This is a genomic window from Azospirillum aestuarii (genome assembly GCF_016632405.1).
GTDB lineage: Bacteria > Pseudomonadota > Alphaproteobacteria > Azospirillales > Azospirillaceae > Azospirillum > Azospirillum aestuarii.
Window position 1 is genome coordinate 115,658 of record NZ_JAEPIV010000002.1, and the last position, 23,908, is coordinate 139,565.

The 23,908-nt window shown below is 68.3% G+C and carries 25 protein-coding genes; 11 read left to right on the plus strand and 14 right to left on the minus strand.

What is annotated here, in order from left to right; genetic code table 11:
- Positions 1–145 precede the first annotated feature (145 nt).
- The 4 genes from JJL56_RS05205 to minC all read right to left on the minus strand — a co-directional run bounded on the left by JJL56_RS05205 (position 146) and on the right by minC (position 4,028).
- Positions 146–1,549 (minus strand): CRTAC1 family protein, encoded by a 1,404-nt coding sequence (locus JJL56_RS05205; protein WP_145622482.1) that lies wholly within the window; start codon positions 1,547–1,549, stop codon positions 146–148.
- A gap of 368 nt (positions 1,550–1,917) precedes the next feature.
- The gene (gene minE, locus JJL56_RS34060; RefSeq protein WP_035672133.1) at positions 1,918–2,313 is read right to left on the minus strand and encodes a cell division topological specificity factor MinE; all 396 of its coding nucleotides are present in this window, start codon (positions 2,311–2,313) and stop codon (positions 1,918–1,920) included.
- Positions 2,310–3,125, minus strand: coding sequence for a septum site-determining protein MinD (minD, locus tag JJL56_RS05215; RefSeq protein WP_014239738.1), 816 nt, complete (start codon positions 3,123–3,125; stop codon positions 2,310–2,312). The genes minE and minD overlap by 4 nt, the downstream gene beginning before the upstream one ends.
- A 141-nt stretch (positions 3,126–3,266) precedes the next feature.
- Positions 3,267–4,028, minus strand: coding sequence for a septum site-determining protein MinC (gene minC / locus JJL56_RS05220; protein WP_211111781.1), 762 nt, complete (start codon positions 4,026–4,028; stop codon positions 3,267–3,269).
- A 740-nt stretch (positions 4,029–4,768) separates the two neighbouring features.
- Between minC and JJL56_RS05225 the strand changes: the two genes are divergently transcribed.
- The 11 genes from JJL56_RS05225 (at position 4,769) to JJL56_RS05275 (ending at position 14,861) form a co-directional block, all read left to right on the plus strand.
- Positions 4,769–5,506, plus strand: a complete 738-nt coding sequence (locus JJL56_RS05225; protein WP_149166671.1) for a PhoH family protein — start codon at positions 4,769–4,771, stop codon at positions 5,504–5,506.
- Between the two features lie 219 nt (positions 5,507–5,725).
- The gene (locus JJL56_RS05230) at positions 5,726–7,942 is read left to right on the plus strand and encodes a bacteriohemerythrin (protein ID WP_247890956.1); all 2,217 of its coding nucleotides are present in this window, start codon (positions 5,726–5,728) and stop codon (positions 7,940–7,942) included.
- A gap of 38 nt (positions 7,943–7,980) precedes the next feature.
- A complete protein-coding gene (locus tag JJL56_RS05235; RefSeq protein WP_200484426.1) occupies positions 7,981–8,220 on the plus strand; it encodes a hypothetical protein in 240 nt (79 codons plus the stop codon).
- Positions 8,221–8,288: 68 nt separating this feature from the next.
- Entirely contained in the window at positions 8,289–8,891 is a 603-nt protein-coding gene (locus JJL56_RS05240; protein WP_200484428.1) for an SCO family protein, read from the plus strand.
- A gap of 176 nt (positions 8,892–9,067) precedes the next feature.
- The gene (locus JJL56_RS05245; protein WP_145622492.1) at positions 9,068–9,430 is read left to right on the plus strand and encodes an AtpZ/AtpI family protein; all 363 of its coding nucleotides are present in this window, start codon (positions 9,068–9,070) and stop codon (positions 9,428–9,430) included.
- A 12-nt stretch (positions 9,431–9,442) separates the two neighbouring features.
- The gene (locus tag JJL56_RS05250; RefSeq protein WP_145622494.1) at positions 9,443–10,186 is read left to right on the plus strand and encodes a F0F1 ATP synthase subunit A; all 744 of its coding nucleotides are present in this window, start codon (positions 9,443–9,445) and stop codon (positions 10,184–10,186) included.
- A gap of 73 nt (positions 10,187–10,259) precedes the next feature.
- Positions 10,260–10,484, plus strand: coding sequence for an ATP synthase subunit C family protein (locus JJL56_RS05255; protein WP_014239727.1), 225 nt, complete (start codon positions 10,260–10,262; stop codon positions 10,482–10,484).
- An 87-nt stretch (positions 10,485–10,571) separates the two neighbouring features.
- On the plus strand, positions 10,572–11,222 hold the full coding sequence (locus JJL56_RS05260) for a F0F1 ATP synthase subunit B family protein (RefSeq protein ID WP_145622496.1): 651 nt from the start codon (positions 10,572–10,574) through the stop codon (positions 11,220–11,222).
- Positions 11,219–11,698, plus strand: a complete 480-nt coding sequence (locus JJL56_RS05265; RefSeq protein ID WP_041810942.1) for a F0F1 ATP synthase subunit B family protein — start codon at positions 11,219–11,221, stop codon at positions 11,696–11,698. Before JJL56_RS05260 ends, JJL56_RS05265 begins: the two co-directional genes overlap by 4 nt.
- A 97-nt stretch (positions 11,699–11,795) precedes the next feature.
- Entirely contained in the window at positions 11,796–12,596 is an 801-nt protein-coding gene (locus tag JJL56_RS05270; RefSeq protein WP_200484429.1) for a DODA-type extradiol aromatic ring-opening family dioxygenase, read from the plus strand.
- Positions 12,597–12,857: 261 nt separating this feature from the next.
- A complete protein-coding gene (locus JJL56_RS05275) occupies positions 12,858–14,861 on the plus strand; it encodes a sensor histidine kinase (protein WP_247890957.1) in 2,004 nt (667 codons plus the stop codon).
- A gap of 19 nt (positions 14,862–14,880) precedes the next feature.
- Here JJL56_RS05275 and JJL56_RS05280 read toward each other — a convergent pair whose 3' ends face one another.
- From JJL56_RS05280 to JJL56_RS05325, 10 genes are all read right to left on the minus strand, one after another.
- Positions 14,881–15,579 (minus strand): class II aldolase/adducin family protein, encoded by a 699-nt coding sequence (locus JJL56_RS05280; RefSeq protein ID WP_200484433.1) that lies wholly within the window; start codon positions 15,577–15,579, stop codon positions 14,881–14,883.
- A 150-nt stretch (positions 15,580–15,729) separates the two neighbouring features.
- A complete protein-coding gene (locus JJL56_RS05285) occupies positions 15,730–16,734 on the minus strand; it encodes a WD40 repeat domain-containing protein (RefSeq protein ID WP_200484435.1) in 1,005 nt (334 codons plus the stop codon).
- A 99-nt stretch (positions 16,735–16,833) separates the two neighbouring features.
- Complete coding sequence (locus JJL56_RS05290; protein ID WP_200484437.1) at positions 16,834–17,211, minus strand: hypothetical protein; 378 nt, start codon at positions 17,209–17,211, stop codon at positions 16,834–16,836.
- Positions 17,212–17,222: 11 nt separating this feature from the next.
- A complete protein-coding gene (locus JJL56_RS05295) occupies positions 17,223–18,284 on the minus strand; it encodes a formate dehydrogenase subunit gamma (RefSeq protein WP_145622509.1) in 1,062 nt (353 codons plus the stop codon).
- Positions 18,285–18,316: 32 nt separating this feature from the next.
- Positions 18,317–18,511: a hypothetical protein gene (locus JJL56_RS05300; RefSeq protein WP_145622511.1), complete on the minus strand. Its 195-nt coding sequence runs from the start codon at positions 18,509–18,511 to the stop codon at positions 18,317–18,319.
- Entirely contained in the window at positions 18,508–19,104 is a 597-nt protein-coding gene (fdh3B, locus tag JJL56_RS05305) for a formate dehydrogenase FDH3 subunit beta (RefSeq protein WP_145622513.1), read from the minus strand. Before fdh3B ends, JJL56_RS05300 begins: the two co-directional genes overlap by 4 nt.
- Positions 19,105–19,124: 20 nt before the next feature.
- Positions 19,125–22,013, minus strand: a complete 2,889-nt coding sequence (locus tag JJL56_RS05310; protein WP_200484439.1) for a formate dehydrogenase subunit alpha — start codon at positions 22,011–22,013, stop codon at positions 19,125–19,127.
- A gap of 15 nt (positions 22,014–22,028) precedes the next feature.
- Positions 22,029–22,229, minus strand: coding sequence for a formate dehydrogenase (locus tag JJL56_RS05315; protein ID WP_145622517.1), 201 nt, complete (start codon positions 22,227–22,229; stop codon positions 22,029–22,031).
- 160 nt (positions 22,230–22,389) lie between these two features.
- Entirely contained in the window at positions 22,390–23,001 is a 612-nt protein-coding gene (locus JJL56_RS05320) for a molecular chaperone TorD family protein (RefSeq protein WP_200484441.1), read from the minus strand.
- A gap of 296 nt (positions 23,002–23,297) precedes the next feature.
- The gene (locus JJL56_RS05325; protein ID WP_200484442.1) at positions 23,298–23,870 is read right to left on the minus strand and encodes a DUF3306 domain-containing protein; all 573 of its coding nucleotides are present in this window, start codon (positions 23,868–23,870) and stop codon (positions 23,298–23,300) included.
- Between the last annotated feature and the right edge of the window lie 38 nt (positions 23,871–23,908).

Consider the following 23,908-nt stretch of genomic DNA (forward strand, 5'->3'; position numbering starts at 1 on the left):
GTCGGGCACTGGCGGACGCCGCAAAATAAAGACCACACAGGTTATACAAAAGATTAAATTTGTTGCCGGACGGAAATATGATTCAGCTCAACCGTCCGCCCGACATCGCTCAACCGTTGACCGGACGCAACAATGTGCCGTCGGCTCACTCCGGCGGATAGGGAACGGTCAGCAGCCGGCCGATCGGCGGGTTTTCGACGATGGCCGTCATGCCGTCCGGCCAGTGCACCTCCAGCCGCTCCACCGCGCGGGCGCTGCCCAGCCCGAAATGGGCCACCGGCTCCATCTGGCAGAGATAGCCCGAGCCCGCGCAGACGGACCGCCGCTGCCGCCGCCCGTTGGCCGTGCAAGTGACCACGGCGCCGCGGGCCGGCGCGCCGTAGGGTGTCAGCGGCAGCACGCGCAGCCACCCGTTGTGGTTCGCCGCCGTGCGGTAGAGCGACAGCGGCTGCGGCGATCCGCCGCCATGCCCGCCGCCATGCCCGCCGCCCACCCCATTGCCGTGCGCGATAAGGAGTTCCAGCCGCCCGTCGCCGTCGATGTCGGCCACCACGGCTCCGGTCCCCAGCCCCTTGGGCTCCAGCGCGTCGCCGAGTTCGATTGGCTGCCAGCGGTCGTCGCGCCAGCCGAACAGGCGGTTGGGCTCGCCGTGCAGGTTGAAGAACAGCTCCTCGTAACCATCGTTGTCGAAATCGGCGGCGATCACGCTGGACACCCGGCCCGGAAAGGACATCTCCGGATCGGCCTCGTCCACGAAGCCGCCGCCGGAGCGCTGGACAAACAGGCGCTGCGGCCCCTCCCATGCGCCGACCAGCAGCCCGAACCCGCCGTAACCCGGCCCGTCCACCGCGGCCACCGCCCGCCCGGCGAAGCGCGAATCGGCGACTCCCCGCTCCTCGGCGATCTCCTCGTAGGTGCCGTCGCCCAGGTTGCGAAACAGGAAGTTCGGCCCACCCTCGTTGCAGGCGAACAGGTCCACGCGGTCGGACAGGAACGGCAAGGCGAGCAGCCCGCGCCCGGCGCCGATCAGGTCGATGCCCGCGTCCTCCGCCGCGTCCTCCAGCCGCCCGCGTCGGCTGAGTTCGAACAGGCGAAAGGGGCCGCCGTCCGCCGCCACGACGAATCCGTAGCGGCCATGGCCGTGCCGGTCCATGGCGACCACCGACCGCCCGGCGACGCGGTTCGCCATGCCGGCGTTCTCCGGCTGGGCCAGCAGGTCGAGCCAGTGTTTGCCGAAGCAGGCGAACAGCCGGTCGCCCATCTCCTTCGGTCCGCTCGCCCGGTCGGAATTCAGAACGTACAGTTCCTCCCGCCCGTCGCCGTCCACGTCGGCGGCGGCGATGGCGACCGCGCAGCCAGAGGCGTCGGCCAGCAGCGGCCCGGCGATGTCCACCAGCCGGGAGCCGTCCCATTTGAGGATGAGGTTGTTGGTGGCGTAGCCCGTGACCACCAGTTCGAATGCCCCGTCACCGTCGACGTCGGTCACGGTGATGCCGTTGGACAGGCGCGGCTGGTTGCCGTCGATCAGCCGCGAGCATTCGAAGAACATCGGCCGCCACTCCCTCACTGCCGCAACGCCGCCCGGTGAGGGTTTGGCCCGCGAGGGCCGGTCCCTGACGGGCTCCAATCCGTTGATACCTCTTCGAACGGCGGAGGTAAACCCGCACGGAAGTCCAGCCTGCGGGCGAGTGGAGGCCTATGACCGGGAGAACGGCACGTGAGGGCGCCGTGAAACCGTGCCCCCACCCCGGCCCCCCCCGCTCTCGGCGGACCAAAGGTCCGCCTGCCGCGTCAGCGCGAACCTTCGGTTTGCGCGAGAGCTGACGCAGGGGAGGGAGAAAGACGTTCCCTCCCCTGCGAGAGCGGGGGAGGGTTAGGGTGGGGCACCGTGAATGCACTTCGGCACGTGCCCGACGCTCAGCGGCGCTTCTTGACGCCGCCGTTGGTCAGGGAGCCGCCGGCAGCCAGCTTGACCGCATCAGACTCGTCGCCGTCCTTGGCCGCCGGCCGGTTGCCGGCCACCGCCAGCTTGGCGCTTTCCTTCAGCGCCTTGGCGGCCGCCTCGCGGGCCGGCAGCTCGATGTTCAGCTCCAGCGTCGAGCAGTCGCCGCCGCGGTCCAGCTTCACCTCGACCTTGTTCTGGTCGATGTCGATGTACTTGGCGATGACCGCCAGCAGCTCCTGCTGGAGCATCGGCAGATAGTCCGGCCCGGTCCGCCCGGCGCGCTCATGCGCCATGACGATCTGGAGCCGCTCCTTGGCCTGGACCGCCGAAGCGCGCGGGGCGGAGCGGAAAAAGCTGAAGATGCTCATGCGGACCTCCGGAGGAGGCGGCTGAACAGGCCCTTCTTCTGGGGCGTGACGAAACGGTGCTCGACGTCCTCGCCCAGGAAGCGGGAGACCGAGTCCAGATAGGCCTGGCCGGCGTTGGACGCCTCGTCGAGGATGACCGGCATGCCGACGTTGGAAGCGCGCAGCACGGCCTGGCTCTCCGGGATCACGCCGAGCAGCGGGATCGCCAGGATCTCCAGCACGTCGTCGACCTTCAGCATCTCGCCGCGCTCCACCCGCTCCGGGTCGTAGCGGGTGAGGAGAAGCTGCTGGGTCACCGGCTCCAGCCCCTGCTCCGCCCGGCGCGAGCGGGAGGCCAGCACGCCGAGGATGCGGTCGCTGTCGCGCACCGAGGAGACTTCCGGGTTGGTCACGATCACCGCGTGGTCGGCGAAGTACAGCGCCATCAGCGCGCCCCGCTCGATGCCCGCCGGGCTGTCGCAGACGATGTAGTCGAAGTCCTTGGAGAGTTCGTTCAGAACCTTCTCCACGCCTTCGCGGGTCAGGGCGTCCTTGTCGCGGGTCTGCGAGGTCGGCAGGATCGACAGGTTGTCGATGCGCTTGTCCTTGATCAGCGCCTGGCTCAGCTTCGCTTCGCCGTTGATGACGTTGATGAAATCGAACACCACGCGCCGCTCGCAGCCCATGATGAGGTCGAGGTTGCGCAGCCCGACGTCGAAATCGATGACGACCGTCTTGAAGCCGCGCAAGGCGAGTCCGGTCGCGAAAGCGGCGGAGGAGGTCGTCTTGCCGACGCCGCCCTTGCCGGAAGTCATGACGATGATCTTGCCCAACGGAGCTTCTCCCACGTTCCTAAAAGTTGCCGCCAAGGTCCGGTTACCGGGTTACGCAGATCGGGGCCTGTGCCGGGCACGCTTTGCGTGACACCGTCCTCGCACAGAGGGCCGTTCGACAGAAAGCGCTCAAAAGCGTCATCATTGGGGCTCCATGTGAAGATAGCCGTCGCGCAGGAAGATCTGCACCGGCTTCTTCAGCACGTCGTTCCCGAAATCCTCGCTGACGCGGTACAGCCCGGCCACCGAGACGACCTCGGCCTCCAGGCTGTGACAGAAGATTCGCGCGTTGGTGTCGCCGGACACGCCGGCCAGCGCCCGGCCGCGCAGCGCGCCGTAGACGTGGATGTTGCCGTCGGCCACCACCTCCGCGCCGGGGGACACCGGGGCGGTGATGACCAGATCCGTCTTCTCGGCGTAGATCTGCTGGCCGGAGCGCACCGGCTCGGTCACCAGCAGCGCGGGACGGTAGATCGGCTCGGGCGGCGGGGCGGGGATCGGGGCGGCGCCGGCCTGCGGGTCGGCGGCGGGGGGTGCCGCGGACTCCAGCTTGGCGGCGCGCCCGGCGGGCATCGGGGTCAGCCCGGCGGCGAGCGCCCCCTCATGGACGGGGCGCGGACCGCCCCGGAAGCCGACGGGCAGCAGGTACAGCGCGCGCAGGTTGGTCACCAGGGCGGCGATGTCGAAACGCGGGGTGTCCTCCGTCAACTCCTCGAAGTCGAGGACGACAGGGGCGTTCCGGAAAAAGTTGGGCGCCTGCCGCACCTTGACGGCGAGCTGGGTGAAGAAGTCCGGCGACGCCGGATCATTCACCTTCAGCACCATCATGGTGAAGGAATTGCCCCGCAACTGGAACGGACCGTCCCGATCGGCACCCTGCCTGGCGCTGCTCACCGCTGCCATCCTGCTTGTGTTCCTGCCGAATCCGCGTCGTCCGCATGTCTGGAGCCATCGGCCAGGCGCCAGGGCGGAAGGGTCAACCACCCGGGTTCTAGCGGCGCGGACCCCATCCGTTCAAGCCTTTCCCGGCGCCGATGGAGTGACAACCACCGGACACACGCGCCATGGGCCGGAACAGGGCGTCCCCGTCCGGGCTGGAAGTCCATGTGTTGCGTCAGCGGAAGGTCTCACTACAAAGTATGGTAATGGAACTGGATTCGCCGGGCAAAGGGTTTTGCGGGACTATGCCCTTTTCGCGCTGCGGCATCTTTCCCTCGCCACAGCGCCCGCAAAGATGGTCTGTGCGGCCGCAACACATCCCCTCGTCGCGGCGCCGGCGGGTTCCCTCCGCCTCTGGCGGTAGTCCATTGCCGCCGCGCTTCCACCTGCGGCTCACCCACAACATCTTGTGTGAATCTTTTGCGATGCCCGCAATTTCGACTGACGTTCGCCGCCGCGCGCCTTATCTTCGTGATGTGAGGTTCCTATTCCGACGAAGAGGTCCGCTTGCATCCTGCTTCGTTCCCGAGCGTCCGATTGTCGCCGGCACCCCATGACGGGCGCAGCCGACGGGACGCACGCCTCGCACCGGCAAGCCAGACTCCGGCCACCCTGTTGCACAGCAACATCGACGACCTCCCCCTTGCGGGAGGTTTTTTTGTGCCCGGAGCCGCCGCCCACCAACGTGACGTTAGGAGAGCGATATGGCCAGACGCCAGACCAAAGGCAGTGCCGTTTCAGCGTCCGAGTCGACGGTCCACCCGCTGTTCCCCGCCGCCGGCTGGGACCCCGTGGGCGGCGCCGACCGCCGCGACCAGAGCTATCTCCGCAAGGTCAAGCCCCAGAGCCCCAACCAGAAGAGGCTGATGGAGGCGATCAAGGACCATAACCTCGTTGTGGCGCTCGGCCCCGCCGGCACCGGCAAGACCTATCTGGCGATCTCCTCCGCGGTGGAGGCGCTGGAGGAGGGCAAGGTCGACCGCATCGTGCTGTCCCGCCCGGCCATCGAGGCGGGCGAGAGCATCGGCTATCTGCCGGGCGACATGCACGAGAAGATGGCCCCCTTCCTGCGCCCGCTCTACGACGCGCTGAGCGAACGGCTGGGCGCCAAGCGCCTGCGTGCCCTGATGGCCGACGGCACCATCGAGATCGCGCCCGTCGGCTTCATGCGCGGGCGCACCCTGAACAACGCCTTCGTGGTGATCGACGAGGCGCAGAACTGCACCTACGCCCAGGTCAAGATGCTGCTGACCCGGCTGGGCTGGCATTCCACCATGGTCCTGACCGGCGACCCCGACCAGACGGACCTTCTGGACAACCTGTCGGGTCTGGCCGACATCGCGCGCCGGCTGGAAGCGGTGGAGGGCATCGCCGTCGTCCGCCTGAGCGACACCGACATCGTCCGCCACCCCCTGGTCGCCAGCATGCTGACGGTGCTTTGAAGCCGTCGGCAAACGAACGGCACCGACGCGCAACCACCCTTCCGTTTCGCAACTGCGGGAGGCCTTCGGGCCTCCCCTTTCTTTTTCACGGCACCGCAATCTTTCTCTTCCAAACGTCTGGACGGCGACCCGCGACGTTTTCTCACCCTGGGTTGATCCGCCTTGACGACGATCAGGCGCGCGGAGCAAAAGTAACAAAAAATTTAGCAGAATTTCCGGATGGCCATCGCCCCGTCCGGGACCGGCGCCCGTGTGCTGGAAACAAGGAAGATTCCGGAGGAACGTCAGGTGTTCGAGCGCATCAGCATCAAGGGTAAGATCTCCGTCATCCTGGGCGTCGCGGCCGTCGGGCTCGCCCTGATCGCCGCCGTCAGCCTGTTCGGCCTGCGCGCCGAGATGATGAAGGATCGCCAGGACAAGACCCGCAGCGTGGTGGAGGTCGCGCACAGCCTCGTCGCCCATTACGAGGCGATGGAGCGCAAGGGCACCCTGACCCGCGACGCCGCCCAGGCGGCCGCCAAGGACGCGCTGCGCCGGCTGCGCTATGCCGGATCGGAGTATTTCTTCGTCATCGACCGCGCGCAGCGCATGATCATGCACCCCATCCGCCCGGAGATGGACGGGCAGGACCAGTCGCGCACCGCCGACCCCAACGGCAAGCTGCTGTTCGTCGAAATGACCCGCGTCGGCGTCGCGGCGGAGGGCGGCTTCGTCGACTATCTGTGGCCGAAGCCGGGCCAGGCGGAGCCGGTGCCGAAGATCTCCTACGTGCGCGGGTTCGAACCATGGGGCTGGCTGATCGGGTCGGGCATCTATGTGGACGACGTGGCCGCCGCCTTCCGCGAAGCCGCCCTGTTCCTCGGCGGGCTGGGGCTGTTGATCGCCCTCGTGGCGGCGGGCATCGCCCTGCTGGTCAGCCGGGCCATCGTCCGCCCGCTGCACGCCATGACCGGGGTGATGCAGACGCTCGCCGGCGGCGACACGGCGGTGACGGTGTCCGGCACGCAGCGCGGCGACGAGATCGGCGTCATGGCCCGCACCCTGGAGATCTTCCGCAACAACCAGATCGACCTGCAGCGCCATTGGGAGCGCCAGCAGGTGGAGCACCGCGTGACCGGGCAGCGCGCCCGCGCCCTGGAGAGGCTGACGGAGCGGTTCGACGCCACGGTCAGCGCCATGGTCGGCACGGTCGGACGGGCGGTGCAGGCGCTGGAGAACACCGCGCGCTCGCTGTCCGACACCGCCGACCGCAACATGCGCGAGGCGGCGTCGGTCGCCGGGGCGTCGCAGCAGGCGTCGGTGAACGTGCAGACCGTCGCCGCCGCCGCCGAGGAACTGAGCAGCGCCATCGCGGAGATCGGCACCCAGGTCGCCACCTCCTCGCACATCTCGATGGAGGCGGTGACCGCCTCCCGCCAGGCCAGCGACCGCATCGACGGGCTGGGCCACGCCGCGCAGAAGATCAACGAGGTCGCCGATCTCATCACCAGCATCGCCAGCCAGACCAACCTGCTGGCGCTGAACGCCACCATCGAGGCGGCGCGCGCCGGCGAGATGGGCAAGGGTTTCGCCGTGGTGGCGGGCGAGGTGAAGAACCTCGCCGGCCAGACCGCCAAGGCGACGGAGGAAATCGCCGCCCAGATCAGCGAGGTGCAGCAGGCGTCGCAGGGCGCCGTCACCGCCATCCGCGAGATCGCCGGGATCATCGCCCGCAGCGACGAGATCGGCACCTCCATCGCCGCCGCGGTCCAGCAGCAGGGTGCCGCGACCGGCGAGATCGCCCGCAGCGCGGGGGAGGCGGCGCAGGGCACGCGGCAGGTCTCCACCAGCATCGGCGAGGTCTCATCTTCCGCCCTGGAGACGGAGAAGGCCGCCAACAGCCTGCTCGACGCCGCCGAAAGCCTCGCGCAGCAGGCCGGGGCCCTGCGCGCCCTGGTCGACGCCTTCCTGGTCAATGTGGAGGCGATCAACAGCGCGGAACTGGCCGCCCTCTTCGCCCCCGCCGGGGAGGAGGTCTTCATGCCCTGGAACGACACGCTGGCCGTCGGGCAGGAGGACATCGACAACGACCACATGATCCTGGTCGCGCTGATCAACCGGGCGGCTCGGCGCATCCGGGGCGGCGAAGTGCCGCAGGCCATCGGGTCGGCCATCGACCAGCTCGTCGCCTACACGGTCCTGCATTTCGAGGAGGAGGAGCGGGTGATGCAGCGGTCGGGCTATCCCGACTTCGTCCAGCACAAGGCGCAGCACGACGCCCTGCGCAAGCGCGTGGCCGAGTTGAAGCAGCGCTTCGAGGCCGGGGAGGCGCGGGTCGGCGACGATCTGCTGGCGCTGTTCCGCGACTGGCTGACCGGCCACATCCAACGCTTCGACAAGCGCATCGGCAACCATCTGGTCCACCAGCCGGGAGAACCGACGCGCAAGGCCGCGTGAGGAGCCGGAAACGAGGCGGGGTTTCCAATGGAGATGAGATGTTAGCCGATGCTCTTGTGGAGGGTATCGCCAGGTTGCTGGCCAAGGCCACGGTCGACTTCGTCGCCTGGAAGCCCCGCCTGACCTGGCTGCTCCTCGCCCTTGTGCCAAGCGGCATCGCCGCCGCCGTGGTCTATGCCGCCACCGGCACGTTGACCGGCAGCGCGCTCGCTCTGATTGCGCTGGCGTCAGCCCCCGCCGCGCTGGCCCTGCGCTGGGCTTCCCGGCGCCTCTGGTGACGGGGAGGTTCCGCCTTGGCAGATTGTCCTCTTGACCTGGACCGCGCGCCGCCCCATTCCAGTCGGTCATGAAAGCCCGACTCATCCGCATCGCCGCCGCCTCCGCCGTGGGGCTCGTGATCGCCGCCGGCATCGCTTGGTGGCAGGTCGACAACGCCTCCAGCACGGTGCAGAGCAGCGTGCCCATCGGCGGCCCCTTCACCCTGACCGACCAGGACGGCAAGACGGTCACCGACGCCGACTACCGCGGCAAGTACCTGCTGATCTATTTCGGCTACACCTATTGCCCCGACGTCTGCCCGACGGAGCTGGGGACGATGGCCCGCGCCATGGATCTGCTGGGCGTGCAGGCGGACAAGGTGCAGCCGATGTTCATCTCGGTCGATCCCGAGCGCGACACGGTGGCGCATCTGAAGGACTATGTCGGGCTGTTCCACCCCAATCTGGTCGGGCTGACCGGCACGCCGGAGCAGGTCAAGGCGGCGGCCAAGGCCTACCGGGTCTATTACGCCAAGGCGCCGCAGGAGGGCGGAAAACCGGAGGATTACTTGATGGATCACTCCAGTTTTCTTTACCTGATGGGCCCCGACGGGCGCTTCCTCGGGGTGTATCCGGCGGGCACCACCGCCGACCGCGTGGCCCAGGATCTGGGCACCCGTATTGCCGGCTGACGGAAAACAGGAGCGGAACCGCACCCTTTGACCCGGCAATACCAAGGTTTCGACGCTGTTTCGTTGGGTTTTCAAGCACTTGTATTAAGGGTTTTGCGGCTTGACAGGGTTGTGCCCTGTCCGTATGGTCTCGCCGCTTTCGCGTGGCTGCGAGACAACGGGGACAACGAAGCGACATGAGCGACGAAAAGCCCCCGCCGTCTCTGGCAGAGCTTGACGCCCGACTGAAGAAGGCGCGTGAAGGGAAGGAATCGCAGAGCGGTCCGGGGAAATATCACCGGCTGCCGCAGAGTCCTCTCGGCATCGCCCTTCGAATCGGGAGCGAGTTGGTCGCTGCCATGATCGTTGGCGTCGGTGGCGGGCTTCTGCTCGACCGCTGGCTCGGAACGGCGCCCTGGGGATTGATCGTCATGTTCTTCCTCGGCGCGGCGGCCGGAATTCTGAATGTATACCGGGCCATCACCGGGCTCGGATTAGCCCCCGGCTACCGCCGGGCCCGTGAGGATGACAACGAGCGCCCCAACGGCGACGCACACTGAGCGAGGACGACCTTGGATCCGCTGCACCAGTTCCAGATCAACCCGATCCTCCAGATCGTGATCGCCGGGTATGACGTGTCCTTCACGAACTCGGCCTTCTTCATGGTCGTGGCGGTCGCGCTGATTTACGCGCTGCTCGTCTTCGGCATGTCTGGCCGCGCCCTGGTTCCGGGCCGCCTGCAGTCCCTGGCCGAGATCTTCTACGAATTCGTCGCGAACATGGTTCGGGACAACGCCGGGCACGACGCCCGCCCGTACTTCCCGTTCGTCTTCGCGATCTTCATGTTCGTGCTGTTCGGCAACCTCGTCGGCATGATCCCGTTCACCTTCACCTTCACCAGCCACATCATCGTGACCTTCACGCTGGCGGCGACGGTGTTCGTGTTCGTGACCGTCCTGGCCCTGATGAAGCACGGCCTGCATTTCTTCAGCTTCTTCATGCCGCACGGCGCGCCGGTGATGCTCGCCCCGATCCTCATCCCGATCGAGGTGATCTCCTACCTGATGCGTCCCGTCAGCCTGTCGATCCGACTGTTCGCCAACATGATGGCCGGTCACACCATGCTGAAGGTGTTCGCGGGCTTCACGGTTATGATGATCAGCGGTCTGGGCGCCGTCGGCTTCCTCGCCGGCCTCGTCCCGCTGGCCATCAACATCGCGCTGACCGGCTTCGAGTTCCTGGTCGCGTTCCTGCAAGCCTACGTCTTCTCGATCCTGACCTGCCTCTACATCCGCGACGCGCTGGAACTGCACTGAGCCCCAGCGCCGACCCGGATCACCTTTTTACCTTTTCCACCACAGTTCACCCTTACCTAGAGGAATGAGTACCATGGAAGCTGAAGCCGCCAAGTACGTCGGTGCCGGTCTGGCCGTTATCGCCCTCGCCGGCGTCGGCCTGGGTATCGGCAACATCTTCTCGACCCTGATCGGTTCGATCGCCCGCAACCCGGCCGTCCAGCCGAAGGTCTTCCCGATCGGCATTCTGGGCTTCGCGCTGACGGAAGCCGTCGCGCTGTTCGCCCTGCTGATCGCCTTCCTGATCCTGTTCGCCTAAGGCCCGAGCGAACGTCATATTTCGCTCTGACGCGGCGCCGGGCTCTCGAAGTTTCGGCGCCGCATTCTTGCCTAGGGGGACCGATCCATGCCGAACCTGTTGGCCAAGCGACGGCTGGTCCGCTGGTCGGGTGCTGCGGGCGCCTCGCTCGCCACTCTGACCGTGCTTGCCGGTAACGTCCTGGCGGCGACGGCGGAGCACGCGCCGGAAGCCGCCCATGGCGGCGAACATGCCGCCGGCGGCCTGCCGCAGCTCAATCCCGCCACCTTCCCCACCCAGATCTTCTGGCTGGCGCTGACCTTCATCACCCTCTACTACCTCCTGTCCAAGAAAGCGCTGCCGCGCGTGGCCGAGGTTCTGGAGGAGCGCCAGGAGCGCATTTCGCGCGACCTGAGCAAGGCCGCTTCGCTCAAGGAAGAGGCCGAGGGCGCCATGGCCCAGGTCGATCAGTCCCTCGCCGGGGCCCGTTCCGAAGCCCAGGCCCTGATCGCCCAGGTGGCCGCCGAGATCGACGCGAACAACCACGCCCGTCAGGCCCAGTTGAACGCCGAGAACGCCGAGCGTCTGCGCAGCGCCGAGGCGAACATCGCCGCGGCCAAGGAGCAGGCGATCGCCAACGTCCGCTCCATCTCCGCCGACATCGCCCGTGACGTCGCCGGCCGTCTGGCCGGGCTGAACGTCGACGCGGCCCAGGCCGATGCGGCGGTCGCCGCCGTGATCGAGGAGCGCCGGTCATGAACACGCCCGAAATGTGGGTCGCCATCGCCTTCATCATCTTCGCCGCCCTGGTGTGGAAGAAGGCGGCCGGCGCGATCACCGGCCTTCTCGACGCCCGCGCCGAGAAGATCCGGGCGGAGCTGGACGAGGCCCAGCGCCTGCGTGAAGACGCCCAGGCGCTGCTCGCCAACTACCAGCGCCGTCAGCGCGACGCGCTGAAGGAGGCCGAGGCCATCATCGCCCACGCCCGCGAGGAGGCCGACCGTCTCCGCTCGCAGGCCGGCGCCGATCTTGAAGCGTCGCTGAAGCGCCGCGAGGCCCAGGCCATGGACCGCATCGCCCAGGCGGAAGCCGGGGCGCTGGCCGAGGTCCGCAACCTGACCGTCGACATCGCCATGGACGCCAGCCGCCGCATCCTGGAAACCGGCATCCAGCCGGCCCAGGCGGACAAGCTGATCGACCAGTCGATCGCCGAGCTGCCGAAGCACCTGCACTAAGATCGTTGCTCCACCGGCAACGGTCTTTCGGAAAACCCCGGCCTAGGCGCCGGGGTTTTTCTTTGATGGAATGGTCCGGCAACCCGGAGCCCATTCCATGACCACGATCCAGCCGGCCACCGCCCTGGCCTCCCCCTTTCCCAGCGTCTTCGTCTCCCACGGCGCCCCCACGCTGATCATCGAGGACTCGCCGGGCCGCCATTTCCTGGCCGGTCTGGGCACGCGGCTGGGCCGCCCGAGCGCGGTGATCGCGGTGTCGGCCCACTGGACGACCCAGACCCCGGCGATCAGCGGAGCCGCCCAGCCGGACACCATCCACGACTTCTACGGCTTCCCCCGCGCCCTCTACGCGATGCGCTACGCCGCACCCGGCGCCCCGGCGCTGGCCGACCGTGTGCGCGCGCTGACCGGCGCCGCGGTGGACCCGAGCCAGGGGCTCGACCACGGAGCCTGGGTGCCGCTGATGCTGATGTATCCGGAGGCCGACATCCCGGTCGCCCAGTTCTCCGTCCAGCCCGGCGCCACCGCCGCCGACCACATCGCGCTCGGCCGCGCCCTGGCCCCCCTGCGGCGGGAAGGCGTGCTGGTCCTCGGCAGCGGCGGAGCCGTCCACAATCTCGGTGATTTCCGCTTCGGCGAGCGCGACGTGGCCGGCTGGGCGGAAGACTTCGCCGGCTGGCTCGACGGGGTGCTGACGGCGGGCGACGAGGCGTCGCTGGCCGCCTGGAAGACGCTCTGCCCGCATGCCAAGGCGGCCCACCCCACCGACGAGCATTTCCTGCCCCTGCCCGTGGCCTTCGGCGCCGCCGGCAGCGCGGTGCGGACGGAACGGCTTCACACCGGGTTCGAGCATGGCAGCATCGGCATGCAAGCCTACGCCTTCCAAGGCACGGTCTGAAACGTTACCGGGGATGTTTAAAGGGGGCTGAACCCGACGCACTTGTCTGTTTGCGCCGTTGCCTCGCCAAGCTACAATCCGCGCCACCCGTCCGTGCACACGGAGGGGCTTCTGACAACGTCGGGCTTTTCCCGCCCGCAACCTTCGGCCGGATCTCGTGGCTTACGAACGACAGCGCGTACGGGACGTGGCGTGAAGCGGAACGGAACCCTGCCCCGGTCCGGCGACGCCCCTCCCTCCCTCGGTGCCCCGGCCCGCCTCATGCGCTCCCTTCCGGGGCTCGGCCTTCTGCGCCGCCTGGACGAGCTGACCCTCGCCGCGCGCATCGGGCTGGGCTTCGGTGTGGTGCTCGGTCTGGTGCTTCTGCTGGCGCTGATCGGCGTGGCCGCGCTCTACGGAGTCAGCCGCGAGGTCGGCACCTTCTCCGGCTACGCCGACGCCTCCCAAACCGCCGCCGATCTGGATATCGGGCTGCGCGACCTGGAGGTCTCCGTCCGCGACCATCTGGCCGAGGGCGATCAGCAGAGCCTGATCGACGCCGGTCTGCGCCGCGACGGCATGCTGGAGCGGCTGACCGCCCTGGCCGGCATGGTGGGCGGCGAGGCCGACCGCCGGTCGGTGGAGGGCGCACGCAAGGCGCTGGACGCCTATTGGAGCGGCTTCGAGGCGCTGGTCGCCCTGCGCGGCGAGCGCGCCCGGCTGACCGAGTCGGTGCTGGAACCGCAGATCTCCCAGATCCGCGCCGGACTGGGCCGGCTGAAGGACGCGGGCGGCGTCGATTCGGCGGCGCTGGCCGGCGACGCGACCGTCGCCATCCTGATGATGCAGGACCATCTCGGCCGCTACGTGGCGCGGCGCGACGACCGCGACTCGCTGCGCATGCGCGCCGAGCTGGGCAATGCCCGCGCCAAGCTGGCCGAGATGAACCGCTACCTCTGGGTCCCCGGCACCCGCCAGACCATCGACGAGGTGGAGGCGGCGCTGGCCGGCATCGACGGGGTGCTGGACAGCATCGAGGCCTCCCTGGCCGACGAAGACGGGCTGCGCGCCGAGCGGCTGACGCCGAACGCCGCCGCCGTTGCCACCCAGGCGGCGGAAATCCGCCAGCGCAACGAGGCCGTTGCGGCGGAACTGCGCGGCGGTCTGGCCGACCAGTCCTGGCGCACCCTGCGCATCGCCCTGTGGGCGGCGCTGGGAGTGACGCTGGCGGGGTTGGCGATGGTCTGGTTCGTCAACCGCCGGGTCGCCCGCCCGGTCTCCGGCATGGCCGGCGCCGTGACCGCGCTCGCCGCCGGACGGACGGACATCGCCCTGCCGCCGGACGAGGGGGCGGACGAGGTGGCCGCCATGGCCCGCGCCGTCCGTGTCCTGCGCGACAACACCGCGGAGATCGAGCGCCATCGTCAGGAGGCCGCCGACCGGCACGGCCAGATTCTGCGCGAGAAGGAGCGCGCCGACGCCGCCAACGAGGCGAAGACCCATTTCCTGGTCAACATCGGGCAGGAGCTTCACGCCCCGCTCAACGAGATCGTCGCCTCCAGCCAGTCGCTGATGGGCGAGCTGCACCGCCTGGGCGCCGGGGAACTGGCGACTGACATCGAGCAGATCCAGTGGACCGGCGAGCAGATGCTGACCCTGGTCGACGCCATCCTCGACTATGCGCGGATCGAGGCCGGCAACATGGACGTCGTGCTTCAGGATTTCGACGTGCACCGGCTGCTGATCGAGGCGCGGGAGCGCACGCTGCCCGCCGCCGACCTCAACGGCAACGAGGTGACGCTCCAGGCCGAGGCCGCGGCGCTCGGCCAGATGTATTCGGATTTCGGCAAGGTTCGGCAGGCGCTTCTCAACCTGTTGGACAACGCCTGCAAGTTCACCCAGGGCGGCGCCGTTCTGCTGGCCGCCGAGCGGGTCGAACGCGACGGCGAGCCCTGGCTGCGCTTCACCGTGACCGACAGCGGCAGCGGCTTCGCCACCGGCCAGACCGCCCGGCTGTTCCAGCCCTTCGTCCAGGGCGGGTCAGGGGCCAAGCGGCGTGGTGCCGGACTCGGCCTGACCCTGGTCGGCCATTACGCCGCCATGCTCGGCGGCGACATCGAGGTGGCGAGCGAGCCCGGCCAGGGCACCCGCGTCACGGTGGCCCTCCCCGCCTACTACCAGCCCCCGGCGGAGGAGCGCCCGCTCCAGGTCGGCACCGCCGGTGCGGCTAAACGCCCGCTGGTCACCGTCGGTCCCCTGCGCCCCATCGCCCAGCTGGCCTCCTGACGCCGGGAGTCGCTGACCGTCAGGCCTCGCGCGGGCGGGCGGTGTCATCCGGCGCGGCGTCTTCGTCGGGCGGCAGGCCGTACTTCATGCGGCGCATCTTCTCGGCGACGCGCGCGATCTCGTCGGGCGGCAGGATGACCGGCTCGCCCAGCAAATGGGCGTGGAGATACTGGCGGGCCAGCGTCTCCACCTCCACCGCCAGGGCGAGAGCGCCTTTCAGCGTCTGGCCCAGCACGATCATGCCGTGGTTGGCCAGCAGGCAGGCCAGCCGCCCCTCCAGCGCCATCACAGCGTGGTCGGACAGTTCCTGCGAACCGAAGGTGGCGTAAGGGGCGCAACGGATCGAATCGCCGCCGGCCAGCGCCACCATGTAATGAAAGCTGGGGATGCCTCGCCCATGGACGGCCAGCGCCGTCGCGAAGGTCGAATGCGTGTGCAGCACAACGTCCACGTCGGGCCGCGCCTTCAGGATGTCCCTGTGGAAGCGCCATTCCGACGAAGGCCGCCGCCGGCCCACATAGGTCCCGTCGAAGCCCATCTCCACGATGTCCTCGGGCGTCGTCTCGTCGTAGGGCAGGCTGCTGGGCGTGATGAGGAAGCCGCCCGCCACCCGCACCGACAGGTTGCCCGACGCCCCCTGGTTGACGCCCGCCCCGTTCATGGCGAGGCAGGTGTCGATGATGGCGCGGCGCTGCGCCGGGTGGGTCAGGCTGGTCATGGGCGGCGGTCTCGCTTGTGGAACGGCGGAGTGCCGAACGGGCCATGGGTGAACAGTGCCTGTCAAGGAGGGTCGGTGGCGGAGCTGAGGCATGTTTCAATTCCCCTCTCCCCTCCGGGGAGAGGGCTATTCATGCCAGCCGCAAGAGCTTCAGGGACGGTCGGCGCCCACCTTGCTCGTCAGGTCCCAATGGCGGACCACCGCGTCATAGCCGGCGGACAGGGCGCCCTGCCCGTCCGGGGTGAAGGCGACCGCCAGGACTGGCTTCTCATGCCCACGGAAGGAGGCGAGCTGCCGCCCGGTGGCAACGTCCCACAGCCGGACGCGCCGGTCCCCTCCCCCGCCGGACAGCAGGGTCCTGCCATCGGGCGAGACGGCGACGGAGGTGACGAAGCCGCTGTGCCCATGGAGCGTGCGCAAGAGCGTGCCGGACTCCAACTCCCACAACCGCACCGTCTCGTCGCTCGACGCCGTGGCCGCCAACCTCCCGTCGGGGGACAGGGCCAGTCCGTTCACGCTGCCCTCGTGACCTCCCAGAACGGCTTTCTCCTGCCCGGTCGCGGCGTCCCAGACGCGGATCTGGAAGTCGTAGCCGGCGGAAATCAGCCGCCCACCGTCCGGGGTGTAAGCCACGGCGTTGACGTTGGCGCCATGCCCCTCCAGCACCTGCAGCGCGGCGCCGCTCTCCGGGTCCCAAACGCGGATGGTGAAATCCCAGCCCGCGGAGGCGAAGCTCCCGCCGTCCGGCGCCACCGCCAGGCCGGCAACGGTACCGCTGTGCCCCTCGAAGCGGCGCAACGGCCGCCCGCTCTTGAGGTCCCAGAGGATGATGGCGGCGTCGCGGCTGCCGGTCAGGGCGTGCTTGCCGTCCGGCAGGAAGGCCACGGCGGTCACCCCGGCGGCGTGCTCGTGAAAGGCGGAGATTTGGGAGCCGGACGCGAGGTCCCAAAGGATGGCCGAATAGTCCCAGCTTCCGGTCAGGACGCGGGCACCATCGGGCGACATGGCGACGGCATTGACCATGGCGCCATGGCCGATCAGGTCGGCGGCACGGGACAGCAGGGGGGCGGTCAGGACGGGCGCGGCCGCGGCCAGCGCAAGCAGCCGGCGGCGGGTGCGGCACGGCTGGTTTCGCGGGTGATGCCCTCTCCCCATGTCCGAACCGCCTCCCGAAACGGAAAAGACCGGCGGCCTCGCAGCCACCGGTCAGGGGTAACAGGTGCCGGCGCAAAGTGTCCTTAACGCTGGATATCCTCAGCGCCAGGTGTGCCCGCGCGCGACCGCGGGGTTGTTGGAGGTCCGGTTCGGCTCGTAGCTGCCGCCCTGGGGCAGGCTGTAGCCCGCCGCGTGGTGGCGGAACGGCGGCAGCGTCAGGCCGGTTTCCGGATCGACGGTCAGGGTGTTGACCATGAAGGCGGCGTTGCCGGCGGTGCCCGGCAGCATGGCGGCGACCTTGTAGACGGCGGTGCCGTCCTCAAGCGCCGCCTCGGTCACGCGCAGGACCTGCACATTGTAGGTCTGCTCGACGATCCGCTTCACCTCGTCCGCCGGCTTGGCCGCCGGAGAGGTCTGGGCGGCGGCCGGAGCGGCCACCGCCACGGCCAGCAGCAGGCCGATCAGGATTGAACGCATGGGTGAGGTCCTCACTCGGCGGGCGCGCGGTGACGGCCGTGGTGCGAACGCGGAGTCTCGCCCGTGACCTCCTGAACCCACAGCGAATGGTGCTCGCGCGCCCACTGGAGCTCGACGTCGCCCGTGCCCATCGCGTCGAAGGCGCCTTCCATGCCGACCGAGCCGATGTAGATGTGCGCGATGATGACCGCGGTCAGCACCACCGCCACCGCCGCGTGGATCAGCTGGTAGAGCTGGAGGTCGGCCAGCGAGGCGAAGGAGAAGGGCCACAGGAGCTGCACGCCCGTGAAGCCCAGCGCCGCGCCGCCCAGCACCGTCGCCCAGAAGATCACCTTCTGGCCGGCGTTGAACTTCTTCGCCGCCGGATGCACGCCCTTGCTGAACAGCCCGCCGGCCTTCAGCGCCCAGGTGATGTCGTTGCGCTCCGGGATGTTGTGCTTCACCCACATCACGAAGATGAGGACGACGCCCAGGATGAAGGCGAAGCCCAGATAGTTGTGGGCGAACTTGCCGTACTGGGTGATGCCGGCGAACGTCTCCGGCCCCAGCAGCGGCAGGATGGTGTAGCGCCCGTACATCAGGTTCAGCCCGGTGAAGGCCAGGATGACGAAGCTGCCGGCGGTCAGCCAGTGCACCCCCCGCTCGAAGGCGTTGAAGCGCTGGATGGTCCGCCCGGTCTTCTGGCCGTCAATCCGGATGCGCCCGCGCACCAGGAAGAACAGCACGAGCAGACCGAGCATGCCCCCCAGCACCCAGCCGCCGTAGGTGGACAGCGGGCCGTTGCGGACAGACCGCCACGCCTCCCCTTCCGACTGCACCAGCACGCCGGCGCTCTTGTTGGGGATGGAGACATAGCCCTGTTCGCCGGAGCGGACCCCGCGCCACAGGTCGGTCTTGGAGGTGCCGTCCGCCGGCTGGCTGGCGACCGGCGGGAACGCCTCCGCCGCCGAAGCGGCCGAGACATTGGCCATGACCAGGGTCAGTGCCAGCATGGCGACGCCCAGCAGGACGATGTGCAGAGTCCTGCCCAGCCCGCTCTTGGCCAGTCCGGCCGTGGAATGATTCGACGTCATTGCGTCAGCCCTTCCCTTGAGAACCGCGCCCATCAGAAACGCTGGCCGGCCGAGCGCTGCTGAAGCGCCTGGACCTGCCCGGCGGACAGCTGGCTGTCCGCGGCGCCGCGATAGACGCCCTTCTCCAGATGGATCGGGCGCGCCTGCTCCTCCTCGTTGCACCCCGCCAGAAGCGGGGTGACGAGAAGGAGCGCCATCGCACAGACGGAGCGTCGGAACACGGTCACGACCCCGCCTTCATCTGATAGGCGGTGCCCCAGCCCCAGGCACCGGCTCCGAAGCCGCGGGCGACCACGCGCTCGCGGTAGATGTCCGACACCTTGTCGCCATCGCCGGCCAGCAGGGCCTTGGTCGAACACATCTCGGCACAGAGCGGCAGCTTGCCTTCGGCCAGACGGTTGCGGCCGTACTTCTTGTATTCCGCGTCCGTGTTGTCGGCCTCCGGGCCGCCGGCGCAGAAGGTGCACTTGTCCATCTTGCCGCGGGTGCCGAAGTTGCCGGCCTGCGGGTACTGCGGGGCGCCGAACGGGCAGGCGTAGAAGCAGTAGCCGCAGCCGATGCACAGGTCCTTGTTGTGCAGGACCACGCCCTGCTCGGTCTGGTAGAAGCAGTCGACCGGGCAGACGGCCTTGCAGGGCGCGTCGGAGCAATGCATGCAGGCGACCGAGATCGACCGCTCACCCGGCTTGCCGTCGTTGATGGTGACGACGCGGCGGCGGTTGATGCCCCAGGGCACCTCGTGCTCGTTCTTGCAGGCGGTGACGCAGGCGTTGCATTCGATGCAGCGGTCCGCGTCGCAGAGGAATTTCATGCGGGCCATGGTGATGAACTCCTAGCGTCTCAGGCCGCCGAGATCCGGCAGAGGGTGGTCTTGGTTTCCTGCATCTGCGTGACCGAGTCGTAGCCGTAGGTCGTGGCGGTGTTCGCCGCTTCGCCCAGCACGATCGGGTCGGCGCCCTGCGGGTACTTGGCGCGCAGATCCTGGCCCTGGAAGTGGCCGCCGAAGTGGAAGGGCATGAAGGCGACGCCACGGCCGACACGCTCCGTCAGCATGGCCTTGACCTTCACCTTGCCCTGCTCGGCACCCTCGACCCAGACCATCTGGCCGTCCTTGATGCCGGCGTTGTTGGCATCGAACGGGTTGATCTCGACGAACATGTCCTGCTGCAGCTCGGCCAGCCAGGGGTTCGACCGGGTTTCGTCGCCACCGCCCTCATACTCGACCAGACGGCCGGAGGTGAGGATGATCGGATACTCCTTCGACACGTCGCGGTCCTGGATCGACTTGTAGAGCGTCGGCAGGCGCCAGGACTTGGTGTCCTTGTAGGTCGGGTAGCTGGCGACCAGATCGCGGCGCGGCGTGTAGAGCGGCTCGCGGTGCACCGGCACCGGGTCCGGGAAGTTCCAGGCGACGCAGCGGGCCTTGGCGTTGCCCGGCGGGTTCAGCCCGTGCTTGATCGCCACGCGCTGGATGCCGCCCGACAGGTCGGTGGTCCAGGACACCGCGCCGATCTTCTCGCCGCCGATCTTCTTGATGACCGCCATCTCGGCCTCGGTCAGATCACCGGTCCAGCCCAGCTTGTCCAGCATGGCGTAGGTGACTTCCGGATAGCCGTCCTTGATCTCCGACCCGACCGGGTAGGAGCCCTCGGCCAGCAGCGTCACGCCGTTGCGCTCCACGCCGAAGCGCGCGCGGAAGGCGCCGCCGCCCTCGGCAACCGGCAGGGAGGTGTCGTAAAGGTTGGCGGTGCCCGGATGCTTCATCTCCGGCGTGCCCCAGCAGGGCCACGGCAGGCCGTAATAGTCGCCGTCGCACGGGCCGCCGTTGGCGCGCAGCGTGGTCTTGTCGAAGGTCGCCTGATGCTGCATGTGCAGCTTCAGCCGCTCCGGCGACTGGCCGGTGTAGCCGACCGACCACATGCCGCGGTTCCACTCCCGCGTCGTGTCCTCGATGTCCGGCTCGTTGCCGTGGAGCTTGATGTTCTTGAACATCGGCTCGGCGAAGCCGAACTTCTTGGCGAAGAGGTACATGATCTCATGGTCGGTCTTCGATTCGAAGAGCGGCTCGAAGATCTTGTCGCACCACTGGACCGAGCGGTTGGACGCGGTGCGCGACCCGACGGTCTCGTACTGGGTGGCGGCGGGCAGCAGGTAGAAGTTGTCCTTGCGGTCCGACAGGACGGCGGTCATCGTCGGGTAGGGATCGACGACGACGAGCAGTTCCAGCTTCTCCATCGCCTTCTTCATGTCGGGAAGGCGGACCTGGCTGTTCGGCGCGTGACCCCAGAAGACCATGCCCTTGATGCTCTCGGGCTGGTCCATGTTCTCCTTGGCTTCCAGGACGCCGTCGAACCAGCGGGACACCGGGATGCCGGTGGCCTCCATCAGCTTCTTGTCCTTGAAGCGGGCCAGGACCTGGTCATAGGGGACGTCCCAGACGCGCGCCCAGTGGCGCCACGCGCCCTCCGCCAGACCGTAGTAGCCGGGCAGCGAGTCCGAGGTGACGCCGAAGTCGGTGGCGCCCTGCACGTTGTCGTGACCGCGGAAGATGTTGGTGCCGCCGCCCGTCACGCCGACGTTGCCGAGCGCCAGCTGGAGCACGCAGTAGGCGCGGGTGTTGTTGTTGCCGATGTGGTGCTGCGTGCCGCCCATGCACCAGACGAGCGTGCCCGGACGGTTGGAGGCCAGCGTGCGGGCGACGCGCTTGAGCTGCGAGCCCGGAACGCCGGTGACCTTCTCGACCTCTTCCGGAGTCCACTTGGCGACCTCGGCGCGGATCTCGTCCATGCCGTAGACGCGCTTGGCGATGTACTCCTTGTCCTCCCAGCCATTCTCGAAGATGTGCCAGAGGATGCCCCAGATCAGACCGACGTCGGTGCCGGGACGGAAGCGGATGTACTCGTCGGCCTTGGCCGCGGTGCGGGTGAAGCGCGGATCGGCGACGATCAGCGGGGCGTTGTTCTGCTCCTTGCCCTTCAGGATGTGGAGCATGGAGACCGGATGCGCCTCCGCGGCGTTGGAGCCGATGAAGAACATCGCGCGCGACTTCTGGATGTCGTTGTACGAGTTCGTCATGGCGCCGTAGCCCCACACGTTCGCCACGCCGGCGACGGTGGTGGAATGGCAGATGCGGGCCTGATGGTCGACGTTGTTCGTGCCCCAGAAGGCGGCGAACTTGCGGATCAGATAGGCCTGCTCGTTGCTGTGCTTGGCCGAGCCGAGCCAGAAGACCGAATCCGGGCCGGACTTTTCGCGGATGGCCAGCAGCTTGTCGCCGACCTCCTGGATGGCCTGATCCCAGGAGATCCGGGTCCACTTGCCGTCCACCATCTTCATCGGGTAGCGCAGGCGGCGGTCGCCGTGGGCGTGCTCGCGCACCGCGGCACCCTTGGCGCAATGGGCGCCCAGGTTGATCGGGCTGTCGAAGCTCGGCTCCTGGCCGACCCACACGCCGTTCTGCACCTCGGCGGTGACCGTGCAGCCGACCGAGCAGTGGGTGCAGACGTTCTTGACCAGCTTGACCGGCGCGCCCGCGGCGGGGGTGGCGGTCACCGCCTCGGCCTTCTTCACCATGCCGAAAGGCAGGGTGGCGGCGATGGCGGCGCCACCGGCGGCGATGCCCGAGGTGCGGAGGAACGAACGACGGTCGACGGTGTTGCCGGTCAAGCCGGAAACCATCTTCGCCAGCGAACGGCCGCCGGAAGCAGCCGCCTTCTTCTTTGTCAGCATGTGCGGCGGTCCTTCTTAGAAGCGGCTCAGTTCGTAGACCGTCCGGACATGGTCGGTCTCGCGGTAACCCTGGGCGGGGGCGGGCTCGGCGGCCTGCACCGGCTCCGCACCCGCCACGGCGCCCACGGCGGCGGCGCCCAGCGCGCCGACGCCCAATCCAGCCGCGCGGAACAGGTCGCGCCGCGCCAGCCTGGTCTTTTCCTTCTTGTCCGTCATAGCTTCACCCTATTCTTCGCGGCTTCCCCGAGACTGAAGACCGATGTGCCGCCCGGTTCCGGGCCTTGTTTTCAGCGTTTCCGGACCGGCCTTGTCGTGGACCGGTCTCGTTGTTGTCGTGTGTTCGGCGGTGGTGCCGGTGTCCGGTCATGCCGCCCCGTCACGCCGCCATGTCGAAGGCTTTCCCCTCGACCTCCAGATACCGGTGACCCAGCGTGCCCACCGCGCGGTAGAAGGCGGCGGACGGCGTGGATTCCAGATCGGTGAAGAACCTGCCGGCCCAGGAGCCGATGTGGCGGTCGAAGAAGCGACGCTGCGCCTCCAGATCGGCCGGGGCGTCGAAGGCGCCGGTGATCAGACCTGCCATCATCTCGGCCAGGGCGGCGATGTGGTCTTCGGGTTCCTTCACCTCATCGGCGCGGGCGATGCCCAGCAGCGCCATGTCGCCGCGCAACTCGGCCAGCGGCTTTTCGTGAAGGAAACCCGTGAGATAATAGGACCCGTAAGGGGACAGGATGCCGCCGCCGACACCGATGAAAAGGGTGTTGAACTCCTCCTCCACCGCGGCGGCGTCCGTGCCGCGCGCGGCGTCGGCCAGACCGCGCAGCGCCTGACCGAGGGGGCTCGCGTCGCCGTCCAGCGCCGCCAGAGCGGCCAGGAACTCGCCGCCGGGCGGGCGGGCAAGCAGACGCGCCAGCAGCGCGTAGAGCTGCGCCCGCTGCATCTCTTCCGGCGGCAGGGCCGACGGATCGTGTTCACCGGTCACGGACACGGCGTTCATCCCTCCCGACACGACGAAAAGACCAGATCGGCAAAACTCCGGCACCCGGCCCCACCCGTCGCGACAACGGCGGCACATTGGCTCGCCCGTTGCAGGCTCACGGCGTCATGGGCCGGCGCCCGAGACGCCCTGGACCGACAACCTCATATTGCACCCGCGAAAAGCATCGCCATATCAGGGGCTTAACGCTTAGGTACAGGCTATTAAAGGGCAGATTCGCGGCGTTTGTCAACAAAGGTTGACTCGGAAGTGTGCTTACCGCGTCTTTGGCTGGACTAGCGATATGCTCATTTTGTCATATCGATGTCCGGTTCATGCGAAGCAGAGGGAATCTGTTCCAGTTCCGAACCTTCGGGAATAGCTGCCTTTTCTTTCCCGTCTTCATCGGCGCCGCCGTCCGCGGCCATCTCGCCGGGCGTCTCACCGGTCGTTTCGCCCGCCTTCTCCGCCGCTTCCTCCGCGGCGTCGAGGAAGCCCTTGCCGACGCGGTAGAGCGTCTTCACCGGCGATGAGCCGGTGAACAGGCTGGCGTAGTCGTCGGCGTAGTCCTTCAACCCGTCGTCGTTGGCGAAGACCGGGTCTGAGGTCCACAGCTTGCGCAGCGCCTGCCGGTGCAGGTCGTCCGGGACCTCCGCCCGCAGGAAGGGGGTGAAGTCAGACTCCAACGTCAGCTCCTCCACGGGCGGAAGGTCCTTCAGCGGGTCGTCGGTTTCGGGGGTGGATTCGGCTGGCTCGGCAGCCGCTTCCGCCGGGAGCTGCGCGGGCGGCTCCTCAGGCGGCGGCTCCACCGGTTCCGGAGCGGGGACGGCGGTCTGCCGTTTCAGGCGGGACCAGCGGGACAGGAAAGGTTCGTCGGTCATGCTGTGTGTCCGGGGGTGCCTGCACCTTGCCCCCACCC